General features: G+C 70.2%; 20 protein-coding genes. 15 read left to right on the top strand and 5 right to left on the bottom strand.

Annotated elements, in window-relative coordinates:
- Positions 1-34 precede the first annotated feature (34 nt).
- Positions 35-2827: an ATP-binding protein gene (locus Q9R08_RS12935; protein ID WP_308868452.1), complete on the top strand. Its 2793-nt coding sequence runs from the start codon at positions 35-37 to the stop codon at positions 2825-2827.
- An 86-nt stretch (positions 2828-2913) separates the two neighbouring features.
- Here Q9R08_RS12935 and epsC read toward each other — a convergent pair whose 3' ends face one another.
- From epsC to cysK (Q9R08_RS12950), 3 genes are all read right to left on the bottom strand, one after another.
- Entirely contained in the window at positions 2914-3498 is a 585-nt protein-coding gene (gene epsC / locus Q9R08_RS12940) for a serine O-acetyltransferase EpsC (protein WP_308868453.1), read from the bottom strand.
- Entirely contained in the window at positions 3495-4448 is a 954-nt protein-coding gene (gene cysK, locus Q9R08_RS12945; RefSeq protein WP_308868454.1) for a cysteine synthase A, read from the bottom strand. The genes epsC and cysK (Q9R08_RS12945) overlap by 4 nt, the downstream gene beginning before the upstream one ends.
- Before the next feature lie 92 nt (positions 4449-4540).
- Positions 4541-5479, bottom strand: a complete 939-nt coding sequence (gene cysK / locus Q9R08_RS12950; protein WP_308868455.1) for a cysteine synthase A — start codon at positions 5477-5479, stop codon at positions 4541-4543.
- 201 nt (positions 5480-5680) lie between these two features.
- Between cysK (Q9R08_RS12950) and prmC the strand changes: the two genes are divergently transcribed.
- From prmC to Q9R08_RS13015, 13 genes are all read left to right on the top strand, one after another.
- Entirely contained in the window at positions 5681-6559 is an 879-nt protein-coding gene (prmC, locus tag Q9R08_RS12955) for a peptide chain release factor N(5)-glutamine methyltransferase (RefSeq protein ID WP_308868456.1), read from the top strand.
- A 99-nt stretch (positions 6560-6658) separates the two neighbouring features.
- Complete coding sequence (locus Q9R08_RS12960) at positions 6659-7435, top strand: L-threonylcarbamoyladenylate synthase (protein WP_308868457.1); 777 nt, start codon at positions 6659-6661, stop codon at positions 7433-7435.
- Entirely contained in the window at positions 7432-8634 is a 1203-nt protein-coding gene (locus Q9R08_RS12965) for an MraY family glycosyltransferase (RefSeq protein WP_308868458.1), read from the top strand. Before Q9R08_RS12960 ends, Q9R08_RS12965 begins: the two co-directional genes overlap by 4 nt.
- Entirely contained in the window at positions 8631-9119 is a 489-nt protein-coding gene (locus Q9R08_RS12970; protein ID WP_308868459.1) for a hypothetical protein, read from the top strand. The genes Q9R08_RS12965 and Q9R08_RS12970 overlap by 4 nt, the downstream gene beginning before the upstream one ends.
- 200 nt (positions 9120-9319) lie before the next feature.
- Positions 9320-10081, top strand: coding sequence for a F0F1 ATP synthase subunit A (atpB, locus tag Q9R08_RS12975; protein ID WP_308868460.1), 762 nt, complete (start codon positions 9320-9322; stop codon positions 10079-10081).
- Positions 10082-10127: 46 nt separating this feature from the next.
- A complete protein-coding gene (atpE, locus tag Q9R08_RS12980) occupies positions 10128-10361 on the top strand; it encodes an ATP synthase F0 subunit C (protein ID WP_045274135.1) in 234 nt (77 codons plus the stop codon).
- A gap of 29 nt (positions 10362-10390) precedes the next feature.
- Positions 10391-10945 carry a F0F1 ATP synthase subunit B gene (locus Q9R08_RS12985; RefSeq protein WP_308868462.1) on the top strand — a complete coding sequence of 185 codons (555 nt, stop codon included), beginning with the start codon at positions 10391-10393 and terminating at the stop codon, positions 10943-10945.
- Entirely contained in the window at positions 10945-11736 is a 792-nt protein-coding gene (locus Q9R08_RS12990; protein ID WP_308868463.1) for a F0F1 ATP synthase subunit delta, read from the top strand. Before Q9R08_RS12985 ends, Q9R08_RS12990 begins: the two co-directional genes overlap by 1 nt.
- 78 nt (positions 11737-11814) lie before the next feature.
- Complete coding sequence (gene atpA / locus Q9R08_RS12995; protein ID WP_308868464.1) at positions 11815-13452, top strand: F0F1 ATP synthase subunit alpha; 1638 nt, start codon at positions 11815-11817, stop codon at positions 13450-13452.
- A gap of 20 nt (positions 13453-13472) precedes the next feature.
- Positions 13473-14369: a F0F1 ATP synthase subunit gamma gene (locus tag Q9R08_RS13000; protein WP_308868465.1), complete on the top strand. Its 897-nt coding sequence runs from the start codon at positions 13473-13475 to the stop codon at positions 14367-14369.
- Between the two features lie 32 nt (positions 14370-14401).
- The gene (gene atpD, locus Q9R08_RS13005) at positions 14402-15850 is read left to right on the top strand and encodes a F0F1 ATP synthase subunit beta (RefSeq protein WP_308868466.1); all 1449 of its coding nucleotides are present in this window, start codon (positions 14402-14404) and stop codon (positions 15848-15850) included.
- 1 nt (position 15851) lies between these two features.
- Positions 15852-16112 (top strand): F0F1 ATP synthase subunit epsilon, encoded by a 261-nt coding sequence (locus Q9R08_RS13010; RefSeq protein WP_308868467.1) that lies wholly within the window; start codon positions 15852-15854, stop codon positions 16110-16112.
- A gap of 91 nt (positions 16113-16203) precedes the next feature.
- Positions 16204-16953 (top strand): YaaA family protein, encoded by a 750-nt coding sequence (locus tag Q9R08_RS13015; RefSeq protein ID WP_308868468.1) that lies wholly within the window; start codon positions 16204-16206, stop codon positions 16951-16953.
- On the opposite strand, the gene Q9R08_RS13020 is transcribed toward Q9R08_RS13015, so the two are convergent.
- Together Q9R08_RS13020 and Q9R08_RS13025 are read right to left on the bottom strand one after the other, a co-directional pair.
- Positions 16950-17684 (bottom strand): GNAT family N-acetyltransferase, encoded by a 735-nt coding sequence (locus tag Q9R08_RS13020; protein ID WP_308868469.1) that lies wholly within the window; start codon positions 17682-17684, stop codon positions 16950-16952. The genes Q9R08_RS13015 and Q9R08_RS13020 overlap by 4 nt on opposite strands.
- 110 nt (positions 17685-17794) lie before the next feature.
- Positions 17795-18247, bottom strand: coding sequence for a DUF4282 domain-containing protein (locus Q9R08_RS13025; RefSeq protein WP_308868470.1), 453 nt, complete (start codon positions 18245-18247; stop codon positions 17795-17797).
- A gap of 183 nt (positions 18248-18430) precedes the next feature.
- On the opposite strand from Q9R08_RS13025, the gene Q9R08_RS13030 reads away from it, so the two are divergent.
- A partial coding sequence (locus tag Q9R08_RS13030) for a DUF5684 domain-containing protein (RefSeq protein ID WP_308868471.1) occupies positions 18431-19071 on the top strand: 641 nt, incomplete at its 3' end.

Here is a 19071-nt window from a genome sequence, read left to right on the forward strand (position 1 = left end):
CCTGAGGCGCCAGGCTGATGGGATGATGGGCGGTATGCAGATCGGCCGCGTTCCCCTCGTCGGCCGGCAGGGCGATCTCGATGCCCTGCGCGACGAGATCGCCGCCGTCGGCTCGGAAGGGCGAGCCGTGGTGGTGTCGGGCGATGCCGGCATGGGGAAGACGCGCCTGCTGCGTGATTTCACCGAGTCGGTAGACGACGACGTCATCGTGCTGCGCGGCGCATCCGTGGACTCCGGGTCGGGCCCCGCGCCGCTCACCGCGATCACCGATCTGCTGCGTGATCTGGTCGACGCGCTGGGAGTGGATGCCGTCCGCGAGGCCGCCGGACCCGCGGCCGACGCGCTGGGCGTGCTCGTGCCCGCGCTGGCGGAGAGTCCCGGCGACGCCGAGCGTCTGGCCGACGTCGTCGTCGAGACGTTCTCGCAGCTGGCGCGGACGCATCGCCTGGTGGTGATCATCGAGGACCTCCACTGGTCCGACAGCACCACGTGCGAGATCGCGGCCCGCCTCGTCCGGCGTGCGGCGGCGCTGCCGCTGTTCGTGCTGCTGTCGTATCGCACCGATGACGTCGGGCGCGGTCATCCGCTGCGTCCGGTGCTCGCCGAGCTCGACCGTGGTCGTCTGCTCACTCATCGTCCGCTCGCACGCCTCAGCGCCGCCGAGGTCGGCGCGCTCGCCACGGCCGTGCACGGCGACACCCTCGCCGCCGAGGTGCTGCTGGACATCGCGGCCCGCAGCGACGGCATCCCGTTCTACGTCGAAGAGCTGGCGAGCTTCTCGGGCGAGCGGCTGCCGATATCTCTGCGCGACGTCCTTCTGCTGCGCTACGAGCGATTGGATGCCGAGGCGCGGCGTTTCACCCGGGTGCTGGCGACCGGCGGGGTCGAGGTGGCCGACCCGGTGCTCCGTGCCGTCTTCGAGGGCGAGGAGTCCGCCCTGGAGGCGGCGGTGCGCAGCGCCGTCGACGCGCAGGTCGTCGTGATCCGCGACGACGCGTACGCCTTCCGCCACGCCCTGATGCAGGAGGCGGTGTACGCCGAGCTCCTTCCCACCGAGCGCACGCGCCTGCACACCGCGTACGCGGTGGCCCTCGAGGCGGCCGCGCCCACTGCGCGCGTGCTCGCCGACATCGCCCACCACTGGCGGGCCGCCCATGTGCCGGACCGGGCGCTGGCGGCCGCCGTAGCCGCGCAGCGCGCGGCCGGCGGCGCATCGGCGTGGTCGACCGCCGCCGAGGCGGGGGAGCGGGCCCTCGAGCTCTGGGATGCCGTGGCCGACGCCGAGACCGTCAGCGGGACGACGCGTGTGCAGCTGCTCCGCCGGACCTCTGCGGCGCTCGTGTCGGCGAACCGGAACGACCGAGCCCTCGCGTTCGCGCGTGAGGCGGTGGCTCTCTGGCCCGAGGAGGACGTCGTCGGTCGCGCCGACATGCTCGGCGACCTGGCGACGATCGAGTTCCAGGCCGGCGTGTCGGACGGCGTCGAGAGCATCGAGCAGGCGCTCGGAATCCTCGGGGACGATCCGCGCCACGACGTGCAGCGTGCCGGACTCCTCCTCAGCTCCGCGCGCGTTCACATGCTCAACGGGCGTCAGAGCCTCGGCACCGAGGTGGCGGCGCGTGCGCATGCCACCGCCGAACCGGCGGCCGCGGCGGGCGACAGCTTCGCTGCCGAGATCCTTGTGCAGGCGCTGCTGATCGCGGCGACCTGCCGGACGACCGCGGGCGACGCGGGCGGCCTGGCGCTGTTCGCGCAGGCCCGTGCCCAGGCGGGCGGCTTCGTCCGGGCGATGATGCGCTACTACATCAACTACTCCAACACGCTGATGCTGGTCGGCCGGTATGAGGAAGCAGTCGCCGTGGCGCGTGAGGGACACGAGTACGGGCGCACGCACGTCGCCGATCTCGGCCCGCTCGTGATGATCGAGGCCAACATGATCGAGGCGCACATCTACGCGGGCCGCCTGCGCGAGGCCGAGGAGCTCGGAGTCCTGCTCCCGATGGTCGAGCCGGGGCTGTACTCCGCCTTCCTCCGCGAGCGCCTGGTGTGCCTCGCGATCTGGCGCGGCCGCATCGACGGCGCGGAGGCCGCGCTCGACGCTGCCCGCCGCGAGCTGGACATGTTCGGCGCCTACGAGTTCCAGACCCGCTTCGGCATGGCGTACGACCTCGGCGAGCTGGCGCTCGCCCGTGGCGACGCCCACGAGGCGCTGTCGCACGCGCGAGCCGCGTGGGAGACGCCCGCCGGCGGCGTGCTCGCGCTGCCGCTGACGGCGGTCGCGGCGCGTGCCGTGGCGATGCTCCGCGAGCGAGGCGAGGATGCCGAGATCGAGCCGTATCGAGCCGTGCTCGCCTCCTTCGCCGACTGGCCAGTGACCCCGCTCTGGGCAGCCGTCTTCGCCGCCGAGCTCGGCGAGGGCTCATGGGCGCCGGCGGTGGAGGCGACCGGTCCCGCTTATATCCGGGCGTATGCCCGCGTGCGGCACGGCGAGGAGCTGCTCGCCGCGGGCGACCGCGCGGCGGCGCGTGAGGTCCTCGCGGCGGCAGCCGCGTACGCCGCCGAGCTCGGTGCGGACGGCCTGACCGCGCGCGCCCAGGACGTCATGACGGATGCCGGACTCGCCGGCGATGCGCCGCGATCGGTGCTGACCGCCCGCGAGGAGCAGGTGCTCGAGCTGGTCGCCGAGGGCCTCAGCAACGGACAGATCGCCGAGCGCCTGTACATCAGCGTGAAGACCGTGTCGGTGCACGTCTCGGCGATCCTGCGCAAGCTCGAGGCGCCGTCGCGCACCGCCGCCGCGGCGATCTACCGTCGCAGCGCCGCCTGACGCTGCCCTGCCCGACGCGGCGCGCCTGACGCGGCATGCCGGACGGGGCGCCGCCTGACGCGGTATCCGCTATCCGCGGCTCCGCGTCAGATGTGGTACTCGGGCGTCGTCAGCAGCGCGCGGGTGTCGTCGCCGGCGCGGCGGGCGCGCGGCTTCGCCGGCACGCCGACCAGCACCGAGTCGGCGGGCGCGTCCTTGGTGACGACGGCGTTGGCTCCGACGACGGACCCCGCGCCGATCGTGATGGGTCCGAGGATCTTCGCACCCGCGCCGACCGCGACCCCCTCCTCGATGGTGGGGTGCCGCTTGCCGCCTTCGCGCTGGCGTCCGCCGAGCGTGACGCCGTGGTAGAGCATGACGTCGTCGCCGACCTCGGCGGTCTCGCCGATCACGACGCCCATGCCGTGGTCGATGAAGAACCGGCGGCCGATGGTGGCGCCGGGGTGGATCTCGATGCCGGTGAGCCAGCGCGTGACCTGCGACCCGGCGCGGGCGATGAACCGCACGTCGCGCGTCCACAGCGCGTGCCACACGCGGTGCGCCCAGATGGCGTGCAGGCCCGGGTACAGCACGGCGATCTCGAGGCCGCCGCGCGCCGCGGGGTCGCGCAGCTTCGCTGCGGCGACGTCCTCGCGCACGCGCGCGACGAATCCGATGCGCTCGTCGGTCATTTCGACTCCTCCTCGGGGTCGCGCAGGTGCGCATACAGTGCGGTCGACAGGTAGCGCTCGCCCGAGTCGGGCACGATCACGACGATGCGCTGACCGGCCGCCTCGGGGCGCGCCGCGATCTGCAGCGCCGCCCACACGGCGGCGCCCGCCGACATCCCGGCGAGGATGCCTTCGCGGGTGGCGAGCTCGCGCGCGACGCGGATCGCGTCGTCGAACTCGACGTCGAAGATCTCGTCGACGACCGATCGGTCGAGCACATCGGGGACGAAGTTCGGGCCGATGCCCTGGATGCGGTGGCCGCCCGCGCGGCCCTCGGTGAGCACGGGGGAGTCCTTCGGCTCTACGAGGACGATCTTGACGGCGGGGTTGCGTTCCTTGAGCACCTGACCGACGCCGGTGATCGTGCCGCCCGTGCCCGAGCCCGCGACGAACCAGTCGACGCGGCCGTCGGTGTCGCGCCAGATCTCCTCGGCCGTGGTGCTGCGGTGGATCGCCGCGTTCGCCTCGTGCTCGAACTGGCGGGCGAGGATCGCTCCGGGCGTCTCGTCCACGATGCGCTTGGCGGCGTCGACCGCCTCCGTCATGCCCTTGTACGGGTCGGTCAGCACGAGCTCGGCGCCGAAGGCCTTCAGGAGCGTCCGACGCTCCTTCGACATGGAGGCGGGCATCGTGAGGATGACCTTGTAGCCGCGGGCGGCGCCGATGAGAGCGAGCGCGATCCCGGTGTTGCCGCTGGTGGATTCGACGATCGTCCCGCCCGGCTGCAGTTCCCCGGCCGCCTCGGCGGCCTCGACGAGGGCGTAGCCGAGACGGTCCTTGACCGACGAGCCGGGGTTGTAGAACTCCAGCTTGGCGAGCACCTCCGCGCCGAGGCCCTCCGTGAGCGCGTGGAGGCGCACGAGCGGGGTCTCACCGAACGCGGTGGTGATGTCGGGATGGATGCCGGGCACGTGGTGCTCCTCGGTTCGGGCGGCGTGGGAAGACGGCGACGGCGCGCCGGCGCCCGAACGGGTCGGGGTGGCCGGCGCGCCGTCGTGACGTGTCAATCTTCGCGCAGATCCTCGAACAGCGCGGTCGACAGGTAGCGCTCGCCGAAGGACGGGATGATGACGACGATGTTCTTGCCCTCCGCCTCGGGACGGGCGGCGACCTGCAGCGCGGCCCAGATCGCCGCACCCGACGAGATGCCGACGAGGATGCCGTCCTTCTCGCCGACCGCGCGCGCGGTGGAGATGGCGTCGGGGAACTCGACGTCGATGACCTCGTCGATCACGCTCTGGTCGAGGATCTCGGGGACGAAGTTCGGCCCGATGCCCTGGATCTTGTGCGGCCCGGGGGTGCCCTTGGTCAGCAGCGGGGAGTCGGCCGGCTCGACGGCGATCACCTTGGCGCCGGGCACGCGGTCCTTGAGAACCTGGCCGACGCCGGTGATCGTGCCGCCGGTGCCGATGCCGGCGACGAAGTAGTCGATCTGGCCGTCGGTGTCGCGGAGGATCTCCTCGGCAGTGGTCTCGCGGTGGATGCGGGGGTTCGCCTCGTTCTCGAACTGCTTGGCGAGAACGGCTCCCGGGATCTCGGCGACGAGCTCCTCGGCCTTGGCGACGGCGCCCTTCATGCCGCCGGCGGGGTCGGTGAGCACGAGCTCCGCGCCGTAGCCCTTCAGGAGCAGCCGGCGCTCGACGGACATCGACGAGGGCATGGCGAGCACGACGCGGTAGCCGCGGGCGGCGCCGACCATCGCGAGCGCGATGCCGGTGTTGCCGCTGGTGGCCTCGACGATCGTGCCACCGGGCTGCAGCTGTCCGGATGCTTCGGCGGCGTCGACGATGGCGATGCCGAGGCGGTCCTTCACGCTGGAGGCCGGGTTGTAGAACTCGAGCTTCGCCAGCACGTTCCCGCCGACACCCTCCGCGACGCGGTTCAGGCGCACGAGCGGCGTGTTGCCGAAGGCGGAGGTGATATCGGGATGAATGCCGGTCATGTCGGGGCCTTTCGCGGGTCACGGCTGGTCGAGCAACAGCCTAGGGGGCGCGTTTTCGTGTGAGTCCTTCTGTGACGAAAGCCTGGTCGTGCCCGAGTACCCTTGCGCGCCGGCGAACAGGTGATGCCCCGTCCGCGGGCCGGGGCGAGTGGGCCTGACGGGCCGGGCGCGCCCGGGGTCGGCCCTAAAGTGGATGCGGTCATGGCTTCTCCCGACGATTCCCCCTTCCTCTCCGATTCGCTCGCGCGTGCGACTGCGCGGCTAGCCGCCGCCGGCATCGCCGACCCCGCCGTCGACGCGGAGCTGCTGGCCGCTTTCGTCCTCCGCGTCGGTCGCGGGGGAGTGCAGGCCGCCGCCTTCCGCGGCGACGCGATCGCCGCGGCGGATCAGCGCCGGCTCGAGGAGCTGGTCGCGCGTCGTGCCACGCGCGAGCCGCTGCAGCACATCACCGGGTCAGCGCCCTTCCGTCACCTCGAGCTGCGTGTCGGCCCCGGCGTCTTCGTGCCACGCCCCGAGACGGAGATCGTCGCCCAGCTGGCGATCGACGCGCTGCGGGGTGCTGCGTCCCCGTCTCCGATCGCCGTCGATCTCGGCACCGGCAGCGGCGCGATCGCGCTCGCGATGGCGACAGAGGTGCCGCACGCGCGGGTCTTCGCCGCCGAGAACTCCGTCGACGCGTACGTGTGGACGAAGGAGAACTTCGCGCAGGTGGGCGCCGACAACGCCACCCTCGCGTTCATCGACCTCGCCCACGCCTTTCCCGAGCTGGACGGAACCGTGTCGGTGGTCGCCTCCAATCCGCCGTACGTTCCGGATGCCGCCATCCCGCGCGACCCGGAGGTGCGGTTCTTCGACCCGCCGGCTGCGCTCTACGGGGGAGAGGACGGCCTCGACGTCGTCCGCGTGCTCAGCCGCGTGGGCCTGCGCCTCGCCCACCCCGGCGGCACGATCGTGATCGAGCACGGCGAATGGCAGGGCGAGGCGATCCGCGGGATCCTCGCCGCAGACGGGTGGCGCGCGACCGCGACCCACCCCGATCTGACGATGCGCGACCGCGCCACGACGGCCCTGCGACCCTGACCGCGCGACCTTCGCGACGCCGCCCGCGTCGTCGTCGTGACCGCCGACCCCGGACGGGTCATGGGGTCGACGCCGCTCGCAATTAGACTGGCGGGCGACATGTCCCCCATCTTCGACTGCCGTGACGAGGCGCAGCTGCTCACCGGCATGCGCCAGGCGCGCCAGGCCATCGCCCGCGGCGAGCTCGTCGTCATCCCCACCGATACCGTCTACGGCGTCGCCGCCGACGCCTTCGACCACCAGGCCGTGGCCCGTCTGCTGGCCGCCAAGGGACGCGGGCGCCAGTCGCCGCCCCCGGTGCTCGTCGCCGGTGTCACGACGCTCCGCGCACTCGTCGCGGAGGTTCCCGAGCCGATCGAGCGCCTCGTCGAGGAGTTCTGGCCGGGCGGACTGACCATCGTGCTGCCCGCGCAGCCGTCCCTGTCGTGGGACCTCGGCGAGACGCGCGGCACGGTCGCGGTGCGCATGCCCGCGCACCGCATCGCCCTCGAGCTCCTCGAGGAGACCGGGCCGCTCGCCGTGTCGAGCGCCAACCTCACCGGCATGGCTGCCGGCATCACCGCCGAGGACGCGCAGGGGATGCTGCAGGACAGCGTCGCCGTCTACCTCGGCGACGGGCCCTCGAAGACCGGCATCCCGTCGACGATCATCGACGCCACGAGCCTCATCGGCGGCCCCGAGCCACGGGTGCGGGTGCTCCGCGAGGGCGCGGTGAGCCGCGCGCAGCTGCGCGACGTGCTCGGCGACCTGCTCGAGCCCGACCCGGGCTCTGATGAGGAGGGCATCCCGGTCTCCGCACCCGACTCCGGTGACGCTTCAGGAAGCGATACGGCCGCCGCGGACGCGCCTGAGGCATCGGAGCCCGGCAGCTCGTGAAGCAATACGTCTTCACGATCCTCCTCACGGCGGCGGTCACCTTCGTCCTGTCGTGGGCGGTCTGGCGACTGAGCCTCCGGTACAAGCTGTATCCCGGCATCCGCGAACGCGACGTCCACAAGACGCCGACGCCGCGTCTGGGCGGCATCGCGATGTTCCTGGGCGTGCTGGCCGCTTTCGCGGTGTCGTCGCAGCATCCCTACTTCTCCATCGTCTGGGCGCATCCCGAGCAGATGTACGCGCTGCTCGGCGCGACGGCGCTCATCGTGGTGGTCGGGGTTCTCGACGACCTGTGGGACCTCGACTGGATGATCAAGCTCGGCGCGCAGTTCCTCGCCGCCGGGGTCATCGCGTGGTTCGGTCAGCTGCAGATATACACGCTGCCGCTCGGCGGCATGGCCATCTTCTCCAGCTGGGCGAGCTTCACCCTGACGGTGTTCTCCATCGTCGTCGTCATGAACGCCGTCAACTTCATCGACGGCCTCGACGGCCTCGTCGCCGGTGTCTGCCTGATCGCCAACACGGTCTTCTTCGCTTACTCCTACATGGTGTTCCGCGACATCGGCTCGAGCACCTACTTCACGCTGTCCTCGCTCATCGCCGCAGTCCTCATCGGCGCCTGCATCGGCTTCCTCCCGCTGAACTGGAGTCCCGCGCGGCTGTTCATGGGGGACGCCGGCGCCCTCATGCTGGGGCTGCTCATGGCGTGCTCGGCCATCTCGATCACCGGCAACTTCGATCCCGCCATGATCGCCGACAACGACGCGTTCGGCCGGTCCCAGCTGCTCGGTGCGTTCATCCCGATCCTCCTGCCCGTCGTCGTGGTGCTGCTGCCGCTGCTGGACTTCGGCCTCGCGGTGGTGCGGCGCATGAGCCGAGGCAAGTCGCCGTTCTCGCCCGACCGCAAGCACCTGCACCACCGCATGCTCGACATGGGGCACACCGACCGCGACGCCGTGCTCATCTTCTACGCCTGGACCGCGCTGGTCAGCCTGTCCGTGCTGCTCATGTACATCGGCACGACCCTCGAATGGCCGGGCGACTACCTCCTCGGCGCGCTCTACGGCGTGGTCGGCATCGCCGCGTGCCTCGTCGTGACCTTCCTTCCCTCCCGACGCCGCGCTCCGCACGCGGCGTCGGCGCACACGCCACCCGAACCGCAGCCCGATCCTGCGCCCGCCCAGGAGGACGCCCGATGAGCGCCACCCCCATCTCCAGCACCCCGATCCTGCGCACCGTTCTGGTGTGGTCCGGGACGGTGACGGCGATCCTCGCGGTCGTCGGCGCCGTCGTCGGATTCCTCGTGGCGGGCGCGGACGGTCTGTGGAGCGCCCTCGCCGGTGTGCTCATCGCGGCCCTTTTCCTCGGAATCACCGCTGCCAGCATCCTGATCGCCAACCGGTGGTTCGGCGACGCGCTCTACGTGCCGATCTTCTTCGGCATCGTCCTGGGCGGATGGATCCTGAAGTTCGCCGTGTTCCTCATCGCGCTCTTCGTGCTGCGCGACCAGCCCTGGATCGTGGGCCCGGTGTTCTTCCTCGCGCTCGTCGCGAGCGTGCTGGCATCGCTCGTCATCGACGTCGTCGTCCTCATGAGGATGAGGGTGCCGCACGTGAGCGATGTGGAGCTTCCGACCGACGCGGATGCCGGCGACCGACGGGACGACGCCCCCGGCGCGTCCTGAGCCTTGCCGCTCGCGGATTCAGCGTGCTCACAAGTTTGATAGGCTGAACGAGCGCCCGCCCGCTCGCCTTGTGAGCGCTTGCGGAGTGACGCTCACCGACCATCGTCGCAACGGTCTTTACCGGTGCCCCGAAGCTGGAGCCAGCGCTGTCTATACATGCTGCGACCCTGATCGCCCCCTTTGCCGCGGACGAACCGCCCGTGTTCCACGGACCCTCGGTCGACGAGTTCTTCCCTGAGATCCTCTTCAACGCGTTCGGTGTCGTCCCGATCACGCGCATCCACCTGATCCAGTTCCTTGCGACCGTCGCCGTCGTTCTGATCTTCTGGCTCGGCACCCGCCGCATGCGCGTGGTCCCCGGCCGGTTCCAGAGTCTCGTCGAGATGGGCCTGGACTTCGTCCGCGTCAACATCGGCGAGGACCTGCTGGGCAAGAAGGACGCCCAGCGCTTCCTGCCGATCCTCACCACGATCTTCTTCATGGTGCTGTTCATGAACATCACGGGCATCATCCCGTTCCTGAACATCGCCGGAACCAGCATCATCGCGGTGCCGCTGACGCTCGCCGTCGTGAGCTACGTCACGTTCATCTACGCCGGCATCAAGAAGAGCCCGGGGAACTTCTTCAAGAACTCGCTGTTCCCGTCGGGCGTGCCGTGGCCGATCTACATCATCGTGACGCCGATCGAGCTCATCTCGACCTTTATCATCCGGCCGGTCACGCTGACGCTGCGACTCCTGATGAACATGATGGTCGGCCACCTGCTGCTGGTCCTGTTCTTCGCCGCGACGCAGTTCTTCATCGTCGACCTCGGCGGCTGGTGGACGGTGCTCGGCGCGGGCAGCCTCGCATTCGGCTTCGTCTTCACCCTGTTCGAAATCCTGGTGGCCGTCCTCCAGGCGTACGTCTTCGCTCTTCTCACCGCGGTCTACATCCAGCTCGCGGTCGCCGAAGAGCACTGATACGGGACGGCCGGAAGGCCGCCCACAACCGAAAGGAAACACCCCCGTGGACGCAACTACGGTTCTCGCAGAGCTCAGCGGCAACGTCGCGACGATGGGCTACGGTCTCGCCGCGATCGGTCCCGCGATCGGCGTGGGTATCGTCGTCGGCAAGACCATCGAGGGCGTGGCACGCCAGCCCGAGCTCGCCGGCCGCCTGCAGGTGCTCATGTGGATCGGTATCGCCTTCACCGAGGCGCTCGCCTTCATCGGCATCGCGACCTACTTCATCTTCGTCTGATCGCCGATACACAGTCCTAAGGAGACAGGATGCTGAACGCTCTTGTCGCGTACGCCGCGGAAGAGGGGGAGACTCACAACCCTCTGCTCCCCGCCTGGTACGACATCATCTGGTCGTCGGTGTGCTTCATCGTCATCCTCGTCATCTTCTGGAAGGTCGCCCTTCCCCGGATGAAGAAGCTGCTCGACGAGCGCTCAGCGGCGATCGAGGGCAACATCGCCAAGGCCGACGAGGCCCAGCGCAAGGCCGAGGCGGCGCTCGAGGAGTACACCGCGCAGCTCGCCGAGGCGCGCAAGGAGGCCGGTGAGATCCGCGACGCCGCCCGTGAGGACGGCAAGAAGATCGTCGCCGAGGCCAAGGAGAACGCCGCGGCGGAAGCCACGCGTCTGACGACGACCGCACATGCTCAGATCGAAGCCGAGCGCCAGACAGCACTCGTGTCGCTGCGCAGCGAGGTGGGCACGCTCGCCCTCGACCTCGCCGGCGGCGTGATCGGCGAGACGCTCTCCGACGACAAGAAGGCTCAGGCCGTCGTCGATCGCTTCCTCGCCGAGCTCGAGGAGTCCGAAGGGGCGAAGGCGTAATGGGCAGCGCGTCCACTCAGGCCCTGGCGGCGACGACGGCGGCGCTGCGCGCCGCGTCGGGCGTCGACCTCGACGTCGCCGGCGAGCTGTTCGCCGTCGCGCGCGCCGTGGGCGACTCGTCGCAGCTGAGCGGCGCGCTCGCCGACTCCGCCGCGCCGGCCGAGGCTCGCCGTCAGGTCGTCGCCGACGTGTTCGGCAAGTCCGTGAAGCCCACGACGGCGTCGCTGCTGACGACCGCCGTCGAGCAGCGCTGGTCCTCGTCCGACGATCTCGTCGACGGCATCGAGGAGCTCGCGGTGCGGGCAGCGTCGGTCGCCGATCCGAACTCCGACGTCGAGGCCGAGCTGTTCGCCCTCACGCGGACCGTGGCGGACAACCCGGAGCTCGAGCTCGCGCTGGGGCGCCGCCTGGGCGACTCTGCCGCCAAGGGCACGCTCGTCGAGACGCTGCTGAAGGGTCGCGCGAGCGCGGGCGCGACGCTGATCGCGGCATCCCTCGTCCGCCAGCCCCGCGAGCGGCGCATCCGTCAGCTGCTGACGCGCGCGACGGACATCGTCGCCGACCAGCGCAACCGCGCCGTCGCGACTGTCGTGGCCGCGGCGCCGCTGAGCGCCGCGCAGAACGAGCGGCTCACCGCGGCGCTGTCCAAGCGGTACGGAACCCCGGTGTCGCTGAACACCATCGTGGACCCGACGGTCGTGGGCGGCGTGCGCGTGCAGATCGCGGACGACGTGATCGACGCGAGCGTGTCGGCGCGACTGGCCGACCTCCGTCAGCGGCTCGCCGGCTGACACAGACTTCCCGGGCGGGGCCGAGACAGGAACCGCGCGGAGCTTTCGGGGCCGAGGCCCCATGAACGAAGGAAAACAATGGCAGATCTCTCTATCAGCCCCGACGTCATCCGTGACGCGCTGAAGGACTTCGTCGCCGCTTACGAGCCCACCGGGGCTGCGGCCACCGAGGTCGGCACCGTCGTCGACGCCGCGGACGGCATCGCCCACGTCGAGGGCCTGCCCGGTGTCATGGCGAACGAGCTCGTGACGTTCGCGGACGGCACCAGCGGCCTCGCACTGAACCTCGACGAGCACGAGATCGGTGTCGTCGTCCTCGGCGAGTTCTCCGGTGTCGAGGCCGGCCAGCAGGTCACCCGCACCGGCGAGGTGCTCTCGGTCGCCGTCGGCGACGGCTACCTCGGCCGTGTCGTCGACCCGCTCGGCAACCCGATCGACGGACTCGGCGAGATCGCCACCGTCGGCCGCCGCGCCCTCGAGCTCCAGGCGCCGGGCGTCATGCAGCGCAAGAGCGTGCACGAGCCGCTGCAGACCGGCATCAAGGCCATCGACGCGATGATCCCGGTCGGCCGCGGCCAGCGTCAGCTCATCATCGGCGACCGCCAGACCGGCAAGACCGCCATCGCGATCGACACGATCATCAACCAGAAGTCCAACTGGGAGTCGGGTGACGTCGAGAAGCAGGTGCGCTGCATCTACGTCGCGATCGGCCAGAAGGGCTCGACGATCGCGGCCGTGAAGGGCGCGCTCGAAGACGCCGGCGCGCTGGAGTACACGACCATCGTCGCGGCTCCTGCGTCCGACCCCGCCGGCTTCAAGTACCTCGCGCCGTACACCGGCTCGGCCATCGGCCAGCACTGGATGTACGAGGGCAAGCACGTCCTGATCATCTTCGACGACCTGTCGAAGCAGGCCGAGGCGTACCGCGCCGTGTCGCTCCTCCTCCGCCGCCCGCCGGGCCGCGAGGCCTACCCCGGTGACGTCTTCTACCTGCACTCGCGTCTGCTCGAGCGCTGCGCGAAGCTGTCCGACGAGCTCGGCGCCGGCTCGATGACGGGTCTCCCGATCATCGAGACCAAGGCGAACGACGTCTCGGCGTACATCCCGACCAACGTGATCTCGATCACCGACGGCCAGATCTTCCTGCAGTCCGACCTGTTCAACGCCAACCAGCGTCCCGCGGTCGACGTGGGCATCTCGGTGTCGCGCGTCGGCGGCGACGCCCAGGTGAAGTCGATCAAGAAGGTCTCCGGCACGCTCAAGCTCGAGCTCGCCCAGTACCGCTCGCTCGAGGCGTTCGCGATGTTCGCCTCCGACCTCGACGCGGCGTCCCGTCGCCAGCTCGCCCGCGGTGCGCGCCTCACCGAGCTGCTCAAGCAGCCGCAGTACTCGCCGTACCCGGTGGAGGAGCAGGTCGTCTCGATCTGGGCCGGCACCAACGGCAAGCTCGACTCGATCGAGGTCGAGGACGTGCTGTCGTTCGAGCGCGAGCTGCTCGACTACCTGCGTCGCAACACGACGATCCTCGACACCCTGCGCGACACGAACGTGCTCGACGACGACACCGTCGCCGAGCTCACGAAGCGGACCGACGACTTCATCCTCGAGTTCCAGGCCGGCAAGGGCCAGGCCATCGGCAAGCCGGGCCACGAAGAGGTCGCGGTGGCCGAGGCGGACGACGTGAACCAGGAGAAGATCGTCAAGGGTCGCCGCTAAGGCGGGCCTGGGTCACAACCATGGGCGCACAACTCCGGGTCTACAAGCAGAAGATCAGTTCTGCTCAGACGACCAAGAAGATCACGAAGGCGATGGAACTCATCGCGGCTTCGCGCATCCAGAAGGCGATGGCGCGTGTGCGCGCGTCCTCGCCCTTCGCGCGGGCCGTGACGCGTGCCGTCTCCGCCGTGGCGACGCACTCCAACATCGACCACCCGCTGACCGTCGAACGCGAGACCATCCGCCGCTCCGCGGTCGTGATCTTCACGTCCGACCGCGGTCTGGCCGGCGCGTTCAACTCGCAGATCCTCCGCGAGGGTCTCGAGCTCGCCCAGCTGCTCCGGCAGCAGGGCAAGGAGCCGGTGTTCTACCTGATCGGGCGCAAGGCCGTCGGGTACTTCCAGTTCCGTCGCATGGAGAGCGCGGCCGAGTGGACGGGTGACACCGACACGCCGCACTTCACCACGGCCGAGGAGATCGCCGCCACCCTGCTCGACGCGTACGACCGCGGCGGCGAGGAGAACGGCGTCGACGAGATCCACCTCGTCTACAACCGCTTCGTCAGCATGATGACGCAGTCGCCCGAGACGGTGCGCCTGCTTCCGCTCGAGGTCGTCGAGGCCGAGGAGCAGTCGTCGGCCCAGGTGTACCCGCTCTACGAGTTCGAGCCGGACGCCGAGACCGTGCTCGACGCGCTGCTGCCGGTGTACATCCAGAGCCGCGTCTTCAACGCGCTGCTGCAGTCGTCGGCCGCCAAGCACGCCGCGACGCAGAAGGCGATGAAGTCCGCCAGCGACAACGCCGACAAGCTCATCACCGACTACACGCGCCTGCGCAACAACGCGCGCCAGGCCGAGATCACGCAGCAGATCGCCGAGATCGTCGGCGGCGCCGATGCCCTTTCCTCGGGCAAGTAGCGCGCATCAGACCACACGAAAGAGAAGAAGCCATGAGCCTCACCGCTGACAAGACCGAGACGGCGGTCGTCGGGCGCGTCGCCCGCGTCACCGGCCCCGTCGTCGACATCGAGTTCCCGCACGACTCGATCCCCGACATCTACAACGCGCTGAAGACGACGATCGTGATCGGCGACGAGTCGACCGAGATCACGCTCGAGGTCGCTCAGCACCTGGGCGACGACCTCGTCCGTGCCATCTCGCTGAAGCCGACCGACGGCATGGTCCGCGGCCAGGAGGTGCGCGACACCGGCGGCCCGATCACGGTCCCCGTCGGCGACGTCACCAAGGGCAAGGTGTTCAACGTCACGGGTGACGTGCTGAACGGCGTGCCGGGCGAGACCATCGAGGTCACCGAGCGCTGGGGCATCCACCGCAAGGCGCCCGCGTTCGACCAGCTCGAGTCGAAGACCGAGATGTTCGAGACCGGCATCAAGAGCATCGACCTGCTCACCCCGTACGTCCAGGGTGGAAAGATCGGCCTCTTCGGCGGTGCCGGCGTCGGCAAGACCGTCCTCATCCAGGAGATGATCCAGCGCGTCGCGCAGGACCACGGCGGTGTGTCGGTGTTCGCCGGTGTCGGTGAGCGCACCCGTGAGGGCAACGACCTCATCGGCGAGATGGAGGAGGCGGGCGTCTTCGACAAGACCGCCCTCGTCTTCGGCCAGATGGACGAGCCGCCGGGGACGCGTCTGCGCGTCGCCCTGTCGGCCCTGACGATGGCGGAGTACTTCCGCGACGTGCAGAAGCAGGACGTGCTGCTCTTCATCGACAACATCTTCCGCTTCACGCAGGCCGGTTCCGAGGTCTCGACGCTGCTCGGCCGCATGCCGTCCGCGGTGGGCTACCAGCCGAACCTCGCCGACGAGATGGGCGTGCTCCAGGAGCGCATCACCTCGACGCGCGGTCACTCGATCACCTCGCTGCAGGCGATCTACGTCCCCGCCGACGACTACACCGACCCGGCGCCGGCCACGACGTTCGCGCACCTCGATGCGACCACCGAGCTCTCGCGCGAGATCGCGTCGAAGGGTCTCTACCCGGCCATCGACCCGCTGACCTCGACGAGCCGCATCCTCGACCCGCGCTACATCGGCGAGGACCACTACCGTGTGGCCACCGCCGTGAAGCAGATCCTCCAGAAGAACAAGGAACTGCAGGAGATCATCGCGATCCTCGGTGTCGACGAGCTCTCCGAAGAGGACAAGATCGTCGTCTCGCGCGCGCGCCGCATCCAGCAGTTCCTGTCGCAGAACACCTACATGGCGAAGAAGTTCACCGGTGTCGAGGGTTCAACGGTCCCGATCAAGGAGACCATCGAGTCGTTCGACGCCATCGTCAAGGGTGACTTCGACCACGTCGCCGAGCAGGCCTTCTTCAACGTCGGCGGCATCTCCGACGTCGAGGAGCAGTGGGCGCGCATCCAGAAGGAGAACGGCTGACATGCCGCTCAAGGTGAGCCTCGTCTCCGCGGACGCGGAGGTCTGGTCGGGTGAGGCCTCGCTCGTCGTCGCCAAGACCGTCGAGGGCGAGATCGGCTTCATGACCGGTCACGAGCCGGTGCTCGCGATCCTCGCCGAGGGTCAGGTGCGAATCACCGAGACCTCGGGCACCAAGATCGTCGCCAACGCGCAGGACGGCTTCCTGTCGATGGAAGGGGACGACCTCACGATCGTCGCCGGAAACGCCGCGCTGATCTCCTGATCCACCACCACTCGCACTCGGCCGATCCCTTCGGGGATCGGCCGAGTCGTTTCCCCGGCCGCGTCGAGCCCGAGCCTTCTCCCGGAGCGTCATGCTGATCCTTCTCCCGCCGTCCGAGACGAAGCGGACGGGCGGCAGGCCGGCACCGCTGCACGTGGGCGGGCTGACGCTGCCGCGGCTGACGCCGCAGCGCGAAGCGGTGATCAACGCACTCGTCGCCTTGTCCGCCGACGCGGACGCGGCCGCGCGGGTGCTCAAGCTGGGCCCGACCCAGCGGGGTGAGATCGCCGTGAATGCGGGGCTGCGCGACGCCCCCACGATTGCCGCGATCGACCGCTACACGGGCGTGCTGTACGACGCGCTGGACGCGGCATCCGTTCCTGCCGCCGGTCGGCGCTGGCTGGGCACGCACGTGCTGCTGCACTCCGCTCCCTTCGGGCCGGTGGGAGCTCTCGACGCGATTCCCGCCTACCGGCTCGGCCCCTCGACGTCGCTCCCGGGCATCGCGTCGCTGAAACGCGTCTGGGCGGATCCGGTGACCGCGGCGATCGAGGAGCTGGCGCCGCGCTTCGTGCTCGACCTGCGCTCCGAAGCGTACGTCGGTCTCGGCCCGGTGCCGTCGTCCACCGCCTCGCGCTACGTGCGCGTCGTGAGCGAGGGAGCCGACGGAGCCGTCCGCGCACTCAACCACTTCAACAAGCACGCAAAGGGCGCGCTCGTGCGCCGGCTCGCCGAGGAGCGCCCGCGCATCTCGTCGGCGGCGGGATTCGTCCGTTGGGCGGATGCCGCCGGCCTGCGCGTGCGCGAGACCGGGGCCGGCGAGCTCGAGCTCTTCGCCTAGCTCGGCTGCACCGGGGTCCGCACGGCGGCGAACCTGTTGCGGCGGCGCAGCGCGAATCCGAGGCGCTCGTAAGCCGCGATCGCACCGACGTTGGACGCTGCGGCGTGGAGCAGCGCGCGGTCGCCGCGCTCCTGGATGTGGAAGGCGACGTCGAGCACGAGGCGCGACGCGAGTCCCTGCCGTCGGTGGTCGGCGTCGACGGCCACGGCGCTGATCTCGGTCCAGCCCTCGGGCTGCAGACGCTCGCCGGCCATCGCGATGAGCCGCCCGTCGCGGCGGATGCCGACGTACCGGCCGAGCTCGTACGTGCGCGGCCGGAACGGCCCGGGCTGGTTGCGTTCGACGATCGCCAGCATGTCGGCAGCGTCCTCGGCCCCGAGCAGGATCGCCTCGGGGTCGGGGCGCGGCTGGAGCGCGTCGGTCTCGACGAGCTGCACGCCCTCGCCCTGCCCGACCACCTCCCACCCGTCGGGAATCTCGCCGTCATACCCCGACAGCCCGATCTCGGTGCCGGGGCCGACGAGGTCGACGAGCGCCGGCCAGACGCGGGGATCGTCCCAGGTGCGCACCGCGACGAACGGCGCGACGTCCTCGGGGTAGCGGCGGACGAGGTCGTTGCCGATCGCGAACTTCGCGTGGGGCCCGGTCAGGGCGTGCCAGGGGGCGTTGTCGAGCACGGTGGCGTCGGCATGGGGGGCGTCGAGGATCGTGGCGGGCGCGAGATCAGGCATCCGTCCACTCTGCCCCCGCGTTGCGGGACCTGCAAACGGCGCCTGTCACGGCGCGCAATGCGCCCCGGATCCGCCGCGCCGCGTCGCGGTGGCCCGGCGGATCCGCTCGTTCAGCGCCGGGTGTGCTCCGCCGTACGCTCGGTGTTCTCGGCGATCGCGATGAGGGCGACGACGGCCTCGATGATGAACCGCAGCAGGATGATCGCGAGGAAGGTGAGGACGGGCACGACGATGATGGTCGCGACCAGGCCGCTGATGCCGGCGCCGACGTCGAACCACATGATGGAGATTGCGCCGATGAGCCCGCTGACGAAGTAGACGATGAACCCGATCGCGATCGCGATCAGGCCGACGAAGTAGAACACGCTCGCGAGACGACGGGTGATGAAGGTGCGGAACGACAGGTCGAACAGCGCGGCGAAGAATCCCTTGCCGACCTCGCTGCTCTCGCCGCGGACCGTCGGGACGCCGGTGTCGTCGGGGTCGGCGCCGCGCGCGGCGTCTGCCGCCGACTGCGGCGGCAGGGGCGGGGGAGTCGGAGCGGACGGAGTCTGGTCGGTCATGGCGGCCCTTCGGTCGGAGTTGTTGCTCAGGCTATCCACCGGCGCTCGAGGTGGCCATCCCCTCGATTTGACGTCAATGCTGACAGGCGGCTGAGAGCGTCGCTAGCATGTGTCCAGCGGAGCAGGGGCTCCGCGGGCGCGCCCGACGCGTCGCGAATCGACTCTCTCGGAGGTCGCTCCACCATGACCATGGACTACAACGACGGCAGCGGGGCAGGGGCGCTCATCGCCTGGCTCGTCCTCGCGCCATTCTTCTTCCTGCTCGCGATCGCCGGCTACGTCATCGGCTCGTGGTTCCTGATGAAGGTGTTCGACAAGGCGGGCGTGCAGGGACGCTGGCGCGCGTGGGTGCCGGTGTACAACACCCTGATCTTCGTGAAGCTCGGCGACCTCAACCCGTGGTGGCTGCTGGTGCTGTGGGGCGGCGGGATCGTGCTCGGGTGGGTGCCGGTGCTCGGCTCCCTCATCGGCCTCGCCGCATTCCTCTACACGCTCCTGGCCGCCTGGCGCGTGGGTCTGAAGCTGCAGAAGGAAGCCGTCTGGCTCATCCTCTACTTCTTCCTCGCGATCGTCTGGCTCGGCATCAACGCCTTCGACCGCTCGCGCTGGAACACCGCGATCCCCGCGGCGCCGTGGGCGGGCAACTTCCTCGCCGACAAGACGGTGTGGTCGGGCATCCCGCCGCAGACGCCGGCCGCCGGCTACCCCGCCAACCCGGCCACCGCGCCCGGCTACGGCGCCCCCGCGGGCTACCAGCCGCCGGCCGGCTACACCGCGCCGCCGGCGCCGCCCGCCGGGTACACCGCGCCCCCTGCACCGCCCGC

The sequence above is a fragment of the Microbacterium psychrotolerans genome (assembly GCF_031085295.1).
Taxonomy (GTDB): Bacteria; Actinomycetota; Actinomycetes; order Actinomycetales; family Microbacteriaceae; genus Microbacterium; species Microbacterium psychrotolerans.